The 12024-nt window shown below is 44.0% G+C and carries 11 protein-coding genes; 4 read left to right on the top strand and 7 right to left on the bottom strand.

What is annotated here, in order from left to right:
- The 5 genes from HL061_RS09880 to HL061_RS09860 form a co-directional block, all read right to left on the bottom strand.
- Nucleotides 1-183 (bottom strand): helix-turn-helix domain-containing protein (locus tag HL061_RS09880; protein ID WP_252962778.1); only part of this gene is annotated, 183 nt, incomplete at its 3' end.
- Nucleotides 184-300: 117 nt separating this feature from the next.
- Nucleotides 301-600 (bottom strand): hypothetical protein, encoded by a 300-nt coding sequence (locus HL061_RS09875; protein WP_058024783.1) that lies wholly within the window; start codon nucleotides 598-600, stop codon nucleotides 301-303.
- Nucleotides 601-821: 221 nt separating this feature from the next.
- Entirely contained in the window at nucleotides 822-1835 is a 1014-nt protein-coding gene (locus tag HL061_RS09870) for a DUF4062 domain-containing protein (protein ID WP_071002868.1), read from the bottom strand.
- Nucleotides 1836-2000: 165 nt separating this feature from the next.
- Nucleotides 2001-2900 carry a glutamate racemase gene (gene murI, locus HL061_RS09865; RefSeq protein ID WP_252962783.1) on the bottom strand — a complete coding sequence of 300 codons (900 nt, stop codon included), beginning with the start codon at nucleotides 2898-2900 and terminating at the stop codon, nucleotides 2001-2003.
- Nucleotides 2901-3166: 266 nt separating this feature from the next.
- Entirely contained in the window at nucleotides 3167-3850 is a 684-nt protein-coding gene (locus HL061_RS09860) for a DUF1285 domain-containing protein (protein ID WP_186473513.1), read from the bottom strand.
- 453 nt (nucleotides 3851-4303) lie between these two features.
- Here HL061_RS09860 and HL061_RS09855 point away from each other — a divergent pair, with 453 nt between their 5' ends.
- From HL061_RS09855 to HL061_RS09840, 4 genes are all read left to right on the top strand, one after another.
- A complete protein-coding gene (locus tag HL061_RS09855) occupies nucleotides 4304-5941 on the top strand; it encodes an electron transfer flavoprotein-ubiquinone oxidoreductase (RefSeq protein ID WP_071003749.1) in 1638 nt (545 codons plus the stop codon).
- A 1468-nt stretch (nucleotides 5942-7409) separates the two neighbouring features.
- Nucleotides 7410-7670 carry a DUF4212 domain-containing protein gene (locus HL061_RS09850; protein ID WP_071002865.1) on the top strand — a complete coding sequence of 87 codons (261 nt, stop codon included), beginning with the start codon at nucleotides 7410-7412 and terminating at the stop codon, nucleotides 7668-7670.
- A gap of 4 nt (nucleotides 7671-7674) precedes the next feature.
- On the top strand, nucleotides 7675-9543 hold the full coding sequence (locus tag HL061_RS09845; RefSeq protein ID WP_071002864.1) for a sodium:solute symporter family protein: 1869 nt from the start codon (nucleotides 7675-7677) through the stop codon (nucleotides 9541-9543).
- Nucleotides 9544-9682: 139 nt separating this feature from the next.
- Complete coding sequence (locus tag HL061_RS09840; RefSeq protein WP_240365517.1) at nucleotides 9683-10216, top strand: hypothetical protein; 534 nt, start codon at nucleotides 9683-9685, stop codon at nucleotides 10214-10216.
- Nucleotides 10217-10259: 43 nt separating this feature from the next.
- On the opposite strand, the gene HL061_RS09835 is transcribed toward HL061_RS09840, so the two are convergent.
- Nucleotides 10260-10865 (bottom strand): rhomboid family intramembrane serine protease, encoded by a 606-nt coding sequence (locus HL061_RS09835; protein WP_071002862.1) that lies wholly within the window; start codon nucleotides 10863-10865, stop codon nucleotides 10260-10262.
- Nucleotides 10866-10952: 87 nt separating this feature from the next.
- Nucleotides 10953-12005, bottom strand: a complete 1053-nt coding sequence (locus tag HL061_RS09830) for a 5'-nucleotidase (RefSeq protein ID WP_071002861.1) — start codon at nucleotides 12003-12005, stop codon at nucleotides 10953-10955.
- Between the last annotated feature and the right edge of the window lie 19 nt (nucleotides 12006-12024).

Below are 12024 nucleotides of genomic sequence, written 5' to 3'. Positions count from 1 at the left end.
GTGACTATAGTAAGCTTTGCTGGTCTTTGGTTTGATAGCTTCAATACCACCGCTTTGATATTGCTTAACCCATTTGATAACTATCTTATTATCTAGGTTAAATTCCTCAGCTGTAGCACGACCAGTATGTCCTTGCATATAGTATGCGATGACTTCAAGCTTAAAGTCTAGATCGTAGCGCATAAAAATACCCCATAAGTTGTGTCCAACTTATGGGGGGCAGTTCAAATTAGCGTGGCTTTTTTATGTTTGGTGCCTAGTGAAGACCTTCACCTATCACATCGATATTTAAAGAAAGATTTAGACAATGGGTGGCGGGTTTGGCTTACCGTTGTCACCGTCCCAGTTTTCACGAGCGTTATCATCTAGATCAGCAGCCGTTTTTGGCTCCCACTTGCCATTTTCTTTCCAAGTCGCATCACCCCAGTCTTCATCTTCTGCTTTTCTATCCAAATCTTTGTAGGCTTGGCTAGGGTCGATACCGCGACGTTTCATATCTGCCACTTGTTCTTCTAGTGTATGAAATTGATCAGCGTCATGCATGTTTTTCTCTAGACCATCAAGCTCTCTTAATAACTCGTCATTTTTAGCGTTACTCATTGTGTGCTCTCCTTAATCGATCAATAGTGTAGTACGTTTTATGTATTTTTAATTCTGACACAAATTCTCGTATCTGATGGCTATTATTATCACGAGTCTTGAGTCGATTCACAACCATTGCCGCGTATGCTTTGTATTACAAAACGTAGTCATGGTCACCGTGAGCATTTCTGCAGAGAATTTTTGATGATATTAAAGGGTAGCAGTCATGAGGATGGATCTTATTCAGACGTTTGAGAATCTTCATTTTCTAGTAGGCTTCTGGCATGAAAAGTAAGCTTCCAAAGCTCTTGTGACAAACGTGTACCGTAGGTTGTTAATTGTATCCAGTTGGCGCTTACTAGCTGACGTTGTAGGTTATTGAGATCATCTTGAGAGATTTGGCAGCGTGAGACAGCGTGAACGTTTGGCATATCGTTTTTGATATCTATCTCAGCTTTTGGCGCGATCAGACGATTAATGGCATTTTGTAGCCCGTAGCTCGAAAATGTAGACGGTATTTTCATTAAGGTGATTAATACTTCTTGCCAAGATAATATTACTTCTCTGGTAACATCCTTCAAGTTACCACCTTCATAAGCTTGAGCACTATATTGCACATCAAACGTTTGTGTCAATACAATTGGTTTGCTAACATTGTCAGCCGCAAAACCCTCATCAACAGAACGTTCTTTCTTGGTATTAGTATTAGTATTAGTATTCTTAGATAAGAGATCAGCAAGTCTTTCGGCGACCGTTTGTCGACTAAATTTAATCATCTCCTCAGTCGCTCTCACCCAGCCACCTCTCACTTTATGACTGGCTACTGCGCTGTAGTAGGCTTGTACGAGTAACGCTTCGATATCGTCCTCTGTATCATAGTAATAAATCTGATTTTCTTGCCTAGAGACGAGTTTAATCAGTTCTTGTAATTGGCGACTGACACCCGTTTCTTGGTAGTGATTTTTGATGAAAATCAGTAGGGGCTTGGCTTTAGCTTTGGCATTCAGGTAACTCAAATGCATTTGGCTCACGCCTGTCTTTTGTACGGCTCCGTAACTGTCTCCAATGATCATCAATGCATAATCACAAGAATCAATACATTGTCGACCATATAGCGAAGCTTTTGGCAACTTACTAGACACGTCATAAGTCAAAAACGCCCGTACTTGAAAAAATATCGCTACGCTGTCCAAGACCAATAATTGATCATTATCAGCACATATAACATGAATGTGATAGCGGCGATGTGGCACGATTACCTCTGAGCTTAGGTTGCGGCATAAAAGGGAATAGAACGAAATAGAGCAAAAATATCTTGTTTTGTATCAACTCGCACAGTCTTGCGAAAATACATTCGACGTATTTTAACCACATCCATGCTGCAATAAAGGTTTTTGCATAAATATCTTTGCTAACCATTACTCAGAATAGTATTGCAGTATAGTCTCTTGACCAAGTAAACGCTCAATCAAAGCGCTTAGTCTATCACTATATTTAGTCGCATGGAAAGTTAATGGCTGTCTAATATCAACATTTGTCATATCGATTGTATTCAGATTATGAATACTTGTCTTGTCCAAAAAAGCCGTGGAGAGTTTACTTTCGCTCAAAAGTTGCTTGACTCGTTCAGCGATGGCTTGCCCAGAGTCAACCACCTGTATGGCCAACTGCTGCTGCGCAATTTCGTCTAATAAAAACGATTTAAAAAATGGATAATGTGTACAGCCTAGCACGAGATGATCAATTCCTTCATTTGCAAATACTTGTATTTGTTGGCGCAAGCGCTGCGCGGTCTCATCTTGTAATGGCATGCCAGCCTCAACCCAAGGTACCAGCTGTGGATCAAAATATTTTGTCACCACCGTACCATTTGGATTGGCAAAATTGGTAATAACGTCATTAAGCAGCCGGCCATTGAGCGTCGCTTTCGTGGCCAATACCGCGACATGACCGCTGTTGCTTGCCAATATCGCAGGCTTTAACGCTGGTACTAGACCTACAATAGGCATATTCGGATAAGAGCGTCTCGCTGTATCTAGGGCATAAGCTGATGCGCTATTACAAGCGATCACAATCAGCTTACAGCCTTGCTTATGCAGCCATTCAACGGCTTTTAGCGTGAGCGACTCGATATCATCGCTCTCGCGGTTGCCATAAGGGACATTTAAGGTATCAGCGTAATATATATAGCGCTCATTAGGTAGTTGCTGGGCTAAATGCAAATAAACCGATAAGCCGCCAATCCCCGAATCGAATAGTCCTATCGGAGCACGTTGGGCATCATCAGTGCTGGTTGCATCGATAACCATTGCATTCATGCCAGCATTGTTAATAGAAGTGTTTGACAGCACATGACTATCCAAAATATTTGTGTGCTCTATATTTGCTTGACTTGTTGTCATCTGATTTGCAGCACTCGCCATCGTTACTTCACCGCCACTTTTAGATACATATCATCATCTCTATATTATCTCTGATTTCTACTCAATCAGAGATATCTGCGTTTCTTGTATTATGACATCTCCACTGATGAAATGGATTTTATTGTCATAATCTATAAATACTGCTGTTGATGTATTAACGTTTAACGGTCTGGCATAGTTATAGAGTAAGACTTCCCACCGCTTTGTAACGTCAACATCGTCTTACCATCATGCTCTGTTAGTTCACCAATCTCCGTCAAATGATAAAAGGTATTTCGTCCAATCAGCGCGTTCAGACCATTTCTTACTGGCATATAAGGGCGTACTTGCGACTCATCTATACGGTCTGCGGCATTATCAGGCTGATATGCTTGTAAGCTAATGGGATGCTCATCGTCCAAGCGCACCACGTCACCGGTGGTGGTCACAAACTCCAACCAGCTCACCTCATTTTCTTTTACGATACCGACATCATTGATCAGCAATGGCACATCTTCTACTTGAATACGAATTTTTTGCACAGGAGTTTTCAAAAAATATTCGGTTACACCGTCGTTCTCTTCTTTCCACAAGATGGTTGCAAAGAGATTGACGAGTGACTGTCTGGTCATTTTCCCACCCTCATGCCACCACTCGCCATTTGCTTTTATCACCAGATCCATATCGGCAATATTTTCTGGATGCCATTTATCAAGCGGCGGTATTGCCCTCCCTTCACGAGTGGCAGCGGTTGATTTGAGATATTGGCTGAGGGCATTCATATTATTTAGACTGGAGGTCTTATTGACTGGGGCTTCCAAATTATTTCCGTTATTCCCATCAGTATAATTGTTATCATTATTCATCGCACAATCCTTTATCTAGTATTCAAAGTTTGGCAAATCTATTATTACTATAAATTTTCGTTTCGGGTATGATGAAGCTTTATCATCTAAACACCCTTATTGTTTCAATATAACCTTAACACCGTTGCTCATAAATGCGTATCGTGTTTGTAGGACTTTTCTTTTATAATGAGTAACGATTTTTTATTGAAATGGTCAAGTGGATTTTGTATTGATGACACATTTTTATCGGGCAGCCATATGTCTGAGTGACGTTAGCGCCGCAAATCTATTATTCGGTTGTTACGCTAATGATGCCCTGAGATAAGCCACTAAAGTTTAGGAGTAGGTATGCAAGAGCAAGACAATCAAGCGCCAGTTGTAGACAGCACTACTGTAGACGCTGACGCACCAGTAGTAACAGAGACGGCAGCGCCAGTCGTAGAGCCGGAACCTGAGATCGAGCGTGAGTCCATGGAGTTCGATGTCATCATCGTTGGTGGTGGACCTGCAGGTCTCTCTGCGGCTATTCGTTTACGTCAGCTCGCTATTGAAGCCGGTAACGATGAATTTATGGTGTGTGTGGTCGAAAAAGGCTCTGAGTTTGGTGCCCATACGTTGTCTGGTGCAGTCATCGAGCCACGCGCTCTAAACGAGCTGATTCCAGACTGGAAAGAAAAAGGCGCACCGCTTAACGTACCAGCGACGGAAGATCGGTTTTATTATCTAAACTCTGCCACACGTTCAACTCAAGTACCGCACTCATTGATTCCAGGCCCAATGCATAATGACGGTAACTACATTGTCTCATTAGGCAATGTGGTTCGTTGGTTGGCTGTACAGGCAGAAGAGCTTGAAGTGATGATGTTCCCAGGATTCCCTGCCGATGACATCTTATACAATGACGATGGTTCGGTAAAAGGGATTTTGACTGGTGATATGGGTGTGGCTGCCAATGGCGAAGCCAAGCCAAGCTTCGAGCCTGGCTATGAGCTGCTGGCCAAATACACTATTTTTGCCGAAGGCAGCCGTGGACACTTGGGCAAACGCTTAATCAGTCGTTTTGATCTAGATAAAGACTCCGATCCTCAGCATTATGGTATCGGTCTAAAAGAGCTGTGGGAAGTCGAGCCTGACAAGCATGAGCAAGGCGTGGTCATGCACGGTCTTGGCTGGCCATTAACTGAAACCGGCTCAACTGGCGGATGGTGGTTGTACTTCGATGAAAACAACCAAGTGAGCTTTGGCTTAGTAGCGGATCTGTCTTATCACAACCCTTACATGTCGCCATTTGATGAGATGCAGCGCTTGAAGACCCATCCTGTTATCAAGCGTGTTTTAGAAGGTGGTAAGCGTATTTCTTATGGCGCACGTGCTTTGACTAAAGGCGGGCTTAACTCATTACCAAAATTCACATTCCCAGGCGGTGTGTTGGTGGGTGATGATGCTGGTTTCTTGAACCCCGCAAAAATCAAAGGCACCCATACCTCGATGAAGTCAGGCATGCTCGCCGCCGAAGCGATCTTTGAGGCGCTACAGGCAGAGCGTCAGCATGACGAAGTAGTGGCTTATAGCACCATGTACAAAGAATCATGGCTCTATCAAGACAACTATGAGGCACGCAACTTCTCTCCTGCAATCCACCGCATGGGTCTGTTTATGGGCGGTGCTTTCACCTTTATCGAGCACAACTTATTAAAAGGCAAAATGCCACTGACCTTGCATGATAATGTACCAGATTACGATCAGTTAGAGCGCGCCAACCATGCTTATCAGCCGACTTATCTCAAGCCTGATGGCAAGCTGGTGTTTGATAAATTGTCATCGGTATTCATCTCAAATACCAACCATGCAGAGGATCAACCAACGCATCTGAAGCTGACTGATCCAACCGTGCCTATCTCTATCAACTTACCGCTCTATGCTGAGCCTGCACGCTTGTATTGTCCAGCGGGTGTATATGAAGTGGTCAAAGATGCTGAAGGCGCCAAATTCGTCATCAATGCGCAGAACTGCGTGCATTGTAAAACATGTGACATCAAGGACCCATCACAGAACATCACGTGGGTAACCCCAGAAGGTGGCGGTGGCCCTAACTATCCAAACATGTAAAAGATGATGTAACATCATAAAGATCAATAAAAACCGCTCTTCTCTGTATAAAGAGAAGAGCGGTTTTTTCGTTTAAGCAGACTATAGTCAATCAATATTGAAAGTGGTACAAGGCAGACGAGTGCAAGTACTACAGTAGTAGGCTAAACGAGTCTAACGCTGTAACGCTTTAATAGTGGTTCGACTATATGTTGACCTACTACTTATAACTCTAAACTCTCTGAGAGTAGAATTTAATCCATCCAAACATGACGATTGGCCTCGTCTTTCGGCTTCACACAGCTGTCAGGATTAAAGATGGTTTTCCGTTCTATAAGCTGATTTTATAATCAGTACAATCGCTGCTGAGAGTTGGCTACAGTGAGCCATGTCTTAAAAACATCATGATGGCTGCTTGATGGTTATTGTTCGCTGCACAAAGACGAAGGCCATCGCTGAAGTACAGTCTAGCGATAAGTGGCGGTATTTTGACTAAAGCGCGGCTATTTCGTTCAGCTTATATCTTTTTTTACCTATTCTATGAACCATAAAATCTATACATTCAATTTATTGCTGCCATTTTATAACCGTATTCATTTGTATCCATACGCAATAATTAACTTTTGTTTTACTAAATAGTGGATATCACCTTTATTTCAATTAAAAATACGATATTAGTAATAATTTGCCTACAATGTCCGATTACCGTTATACTCGAATCCATATGAGGACAAAATCATTATTGAGATAAAAAATATTAGCAATCAGCCATATTTTTTAGCATTTTAAATCCCCATGAAGGTTGTGGATTTAACAAAATTGACGTATAACTGTCCATATATCCGATATTTACTGTGAGTAAAACATTACCTGTTTGATACTGAGTAGTTGTATTCATATATATTTTGTTACAAAAAGCTTGTGAAATATACTTATTGTGAATTACTGAGATTTTGTATATATTCCCAATAGGGTTTAGATGATTGATGCTTATAGTATCGATATAACCCTATTATGGCGTACACATTTGGATCATTACCCAATGACGTTCTACCATAACCATCATGGTGATATAACCACCATGTGAACGAGCCATACTCTCTTTTGTCAAGAAGACAAGAGTTAAAAAAGACAGCGGATTGTCTCTCTTCGGCACCACTCCCTCTTTTTTTCATGATGATGGCAATAGCGTTAAGCACTGACTGGCCAATCACCGCATGCTTACGCGTAATAATGACCATGTACGACCTGTAATCGTTTGACTATCTACTGTTTTTAGTCACCACAAGTGTGCTAAAAATATAACAACCGTTATCCACCTGTTGGTTTGATCAGCCATTTGATCGCTTGGTTTGTATCTAATCTATATACCGTTAATAGCTTCTACAATCAGATTGGGTGTTATTAACAAAGTATTGGTACACATCATCATTGAATGGCTATCGCCAACCACTCACCCTGTTTTATGTAAGACAAAAGGAGTTGTCCTATGAAAAACCATGATGATCCCTCTGGATATTGGCGTGCCAATGTGCGGCTGATTTTAGGTTGCCTAGTCGTTTGGGCGCTGTGTTCCTATGGTTTTGCTATTTTGCTACGGCCTTTATTGGCGGGCATCGCCATTGGCGGTACTGATCTGGGCTTTTGGTTTGCGCAGCAAGGCTCTATTGCGATCTTTATTATCATCATCTTTTTTTACGCGTGGCGTATGAATAAGTTGGATAAACAATATGGCCTAGACGAGGAATAGCCTTATGAGTCAATTTGTAATTAATATTATCTTTGTGGGGCTGTCTTTCGCGCTATATTTTGGGATTGCGATTTGGGCGCGTGCAGGGTCGACCAGCGATTTTTATGTGGCAGGTGGCGGTGTACACCCCGTACTCAATGGTATGGCAACAGGCGCAGACTGGATGAGTGCAGCGTCATTTATTTCTATGGCAGGTCTACTCGCGGCAGGCGGCTACGGTGCGTCTTCTTATTTGATGGGCTGGACAGGTGGCTATGTGCTACTGGCCATGCTACTGGCACCTTACTTGCGCAAGTTTGGTAAATTTACGGTTCCTGATTTTATTGGGGACCGTTTTTACTCTAAGACCGCAGCCATGGTGGCAGTTGCTTGTTTGATTATTGCGTCAACCACCTATGTTATCGGTCAGATGACGGGTGCAGGCGTGGCATTTTCGCGCTTTTTGGAAGTCGATAACAACACAGGTTTGATTATTGCAGCATTTGTGGTGTTCTTTTACGCGGTACTTGGCGGTATGAAAGGGATTACCTATACGCAGGTGGCGCAGTATGTGGTGTTAATTATCGCCTATACCATTCCTGCGGTCTTTATCTCGCTTGAATTGACGGGCAACCCGATCCCTGGGTTTGGTATGTTCTCAACTCATACAGAATCAGGCTTACCGCTATTGACCAAACTTGATCAAGTGGTGACAGATTTAGGCTTTGCCTCGTATACCGCTGATGTGCCCAATAAGCTAAATATGGTGCTGTTTACGTTGTCATTGATGATTGGTACAGCAGGCTTGCCGCACGTCATCATTCGCTTTTTTACCGTACCCAAAGTGGCCGATGCGCGCTGGTCAGCGGGTTGGGCATTGGTCTTTATTGCCCTGCTCTACTTCACTGCGCCTGCGGTAGGCTCTATGGCACGTTTGAACTTACTTGATACCATCTACCCACAAGGCGTGAATGAGCCTGCGCTCGAGTATGACCAACGTCCAGATTGGATGCGTACATGGGAGCAAACAGGTCTAATCAAATATAACGATCTAAACGGCGATGGCCGCATTCAGATGTATAACGATAGTGGCCTTGGCGCAGCGGAGCTGGCTTTAACCAATGCCGAAACCGAAGGTGGTGATGTTGGCGCAGCTACCACGGCGGTTGACGCCGCTCGCGTCTTACACGATCTTGAAGCTGAAGGCCGCTTTGCTGATGCAGGCTGGGCAGGTAACGAGCTAGATGTCAATAACGATATCTTAGTATTGGCAAACCCAGAGATTGCGCAGCTACCACCATGGGTGGTTGGTCTGATCGCAGCAGGTGGTCTGGCCGCGGCACTATCAACCGCCGCAGGTCTACTGCTCGCCATCTCATCAGCCATTAGTCATGATTTGATCAAAGGTCACTTTAACCCCAATATCACGGATAAAGGCGAGCTGATGGCGGCGCGTATCTCGATGGGTGTCGCGATTTTGATCGCCACATGGTTGGGTATGAACCCACCAGGCTTTGCCGCTCAGGTGGTAGCACTGGCCTTTGGTATCGCAGGGGCGTCGCTCTTCCCTGCCTTGATGATGGGTATTTTCTCAAAACGCATCAATAATGTCGGCGCGATTGCCGGTATGCTCACAGGCCTATTTACCACCTTGGTCTATATCTTTATGTACAAAGGCTGGTTCTTTATCGCTGGTACGGCCAACCTACCTGACACGGCTGAATACTGGATTCTTGGTGTCTCGCCACTGTCATTCGGCGCGATTGGCGCGCTATTGAACTTTGCGGTTGCCTTTGCAGTCTCTTACGCTACCAAAGCGCCTCCAAGAGAGATTCAAGAGTTGGTCGAAGGTGTCCGTTACCCACGCGGTGCAGGTGGTGCGATTGATCATTAAGCCGACTTTCGCTTTTATCTGTTAAGATGACCATCACTCATGAGCCATAGCTGCTTGTGGGTGATTTTTTATGGTATCACTGCTTGATTGATGAATTAACCAACTGACACACTGACCCACCGCTTTGAGGATTTATTTTATGATTTATGAGTTTATTGCGACCATCGCTGCTGGGTTTGGTATGGCTGGGTTGGCACTGATTATCACACATTTGAGCAAACTGGCAGGAAAGCGTGCGCCCAAGTGGCTGATTCCATTGTTTGCTGCCATCGGTATTTTTGCGTTTCAGATTCATCAAGAATACAACTGGTACGATCAGCAAGTGGTTCAGCTGCCAGAGGGTGTCACCGTCGTCAAAAAAATCGAGGATACCGCTTGGTTTCGACCTTGGTCTTACCTAAAGCCTCAGACCGTGCGCTTTATGGCTGTTGACAACGAACGTGCGCGCAGTGCCGATCAGGGTCTATATTTGGTCAATTTATATTTGTTTGAGCGGCGTATGAGTGTACAGCAAATGCCACAAGTGATTGATTGCCGTGCGCCTGCACGTGCCGATTATAGGATACCTGTAGCCAAAGACCGTGAGCTTGGCTTGAGAGAATATGTGGCAAATACCACCCAATGGCGACCGCTAACTACTGACGATCCTTTGTTTTTGAGTGTTTGTCAGTAAAACCACACCATGACAAGATGGTTAAATCAGCAGCCTTAAGCATTTATTGATGGCGACTGACACTGGTATAGTGATGCTTGGAAGTTGCTCCCAGCAGTAACCCTGCGCACAATCCCCCAAAATGTGCGGCAAAAGAAACTCCCGGCTGCGGCATCAGACCTTGCTTGATGATTAGCCAGTAACCTGTTCCCATGATAATACAGGCCAATAAATATCCCCAACGCCGTGCAAAAACAGCGCCGCCTATCATATAGCCAAGCATCGCAAAACATAACCCCGACGCTCCAATATGAATGGTCAAGGGTGATGCTATCACCCAAGTGGCCACTCCTGAGGCGACAATAAGCTTCAATGTTGTACGATACGCATTGTTTTCAAACAGCCCAAACAAAAACAATATCTGCAATAATATAAAAGTATTGCCCATCAAATGAGCAAAATTACCGTGCATCGTCCATGATGCTATCACGCCTATCATACTACCCAAATCTAGGGTGCGCGGCACAATACCGAAGATATTCCATAAGCCAAATAGCACGCTTTCATTAAGAAAAAACATGCCCCACATCGGTACCAATACAAAAGCGTATAGCCCTATGACCTGCTTTAGGCGTGTTATAACCAAAGATAGTATCGCTTGCCAATTCATCGATTGCCTCTTAACATTAACTGATAACCCTTCAAAATAGTGTTAGCATCAGTGAGAATACTTTATATTGTATCCAGCTGAAATGACTCATACCTTAAGTGCAAAAAGTGGTTGCACAGTTGGCTTGAAGGTCAAAGTCGACGCCACCTCACTGGAGTCTAAATAGCTATTATCATGCAGTAGCGAGGTAGAACGATAAGGGACTAAAGCGGTCGGCATAAAGCGCCGAGCCGCATCTATGTGCTTTATAGAGTCGTCAAAGAAGATATGCGGAGCAAAGGTTTTGAGCACCGATGTTTTCTCAAGCCCTCCCAAGAAGAAAGCCATATCCACATCTACGCCCCAAGCTCGCAAGGTTTTTATCGCTCGCAGGTCTGCAGGAGCATTGCGGGCCGTCACTAAAGCAATCTTTATCGGACAGTGATGCACTTTGGCAGGTAAGCGCTGCTGCAATTTTGATAGCTTAATTAATAGCTCGGCATAAGGGCCCTTTTCGATCGGTAAGTCGATCATCTCAGCTTCCCTATCATGAAAAGCTTGTAGGCCTTTTTGTTTATACAATAGCTCCCCTGAGTCGTCAAATAAGACCGCATCCCCATCGAAGGCAATGCGTAGCTGATCGGTATCAAGCTCGTAAGTGTTGACTGGAGTGGCGTCCAATATCGCACAAGCGCAAATGTTGGCATCGGCGACTTGCTGGGCGTCCTCACGGTTAGTCGTCAAAAACAGATCGACATTAAAATCTTTGATATATGGAGCGACAGGACTTCCGGATACAAAGGCGGAACGTGAAATATTCAAACCGTTGTCACGAATGGCATTGAGCACTTGAATGCCAGTATCAGGACTGCTCTTTGAGACGATGACGACTTCCACAAGTGGCGACTCGGTCGTTAAATCCGCTGATAGACAGTCGTTACAGTAATTATTTAGATTCAGCAGCGCTTTGATTAATGGATATCCTGCACCACTATCTAATGGCTGATCTTCACGCTTCGCCATATAATCGCGAAACTCCTTTACTGCCTCGTCAGGGCGCTGCTGTAGTAGCTGTAAAAGGTGGTTCTCAGACTCCGTTAAATCAAACAATGCTGTCGCTGATATAGCCACTATTAAAGTATTGGTTAAATCGACTGCCATATTATCCGTTCTCTATTCT

It is taken from the genome of Psychrobacter sp. PSP (assembly GCF_024085615.1).
GTDB lineage: Bacteria > Pseudomonadota > Gammaproteobacteria > Pseudomonadales > Moraxellaceae > Psychrobacter > Psychrobacter pacificensis.
The sequence above is the reverse complement of the archived record's forward strand: the minus strand, read 5'-3'. Positions and strand labels throughout refer to the sequence as shown.

Coding starts and splice junctions, on each gene's coding strand:
- HL061_RS09875 (WP_058024783.1), bottom strand. CDS start 600: ATGAGTAACGCTAAAAATGACGAGTTATTAAGAGAGCTTGATGGTCTA.
- murI (WP_252962783.1), bottom strand. CDS start 2,900: ATGAATGCAATGGTTATCGATGCAACCAGCACTGATGATGCCCAACGT.
- HL061_RS09860 (WP_186473513.1), bottom strand. CDS start 3,850: ATGAATAATGATAACAATTATACTGATGGGAATAACGGAAATAATTTG.
- HL061_RS09855 (WP_071003749.1), top strand. CDS start 4,304: ATGGAGTTCGATGTCATCATCGTTGGTGGTGGACCTGCAGGTCTCTCT.
- HL061_RS09850 (WP_071002865.1), top strand. CDS start 7,410: ATGAAAAACCATGATGATCCCTCTGGATATTGGCGTGCCAATGTGCGG.
- HL061_RS09845 (WP_071002864.1), top strand. CDS start 7,675: ATGAGTCAATTTGTAATTAATATTATCTTTGTGGGGCTGTCTTTCGCG.
- HL061_RS09840 (WP_240365517.1), top strand. CDS start 9,683: ATGATTTATGAGTTTATTGCGACCATCGCTGCTGGGTTTGGTATGGCT.
- HL061_RS09835 (WP_071002862.1), bottom strand. CDS start 10,865: ATGAATTGGCAAGCGATACTATCTTTGGTTATAACACGCCTAAAGCAG.
- HL061_RS09830 (WP_071002861.1), bottom strand. CDS start 12,005: ATGGCAGTCGATTTAACCAATACTTTAATAGTGGCTATATCAGCGACA.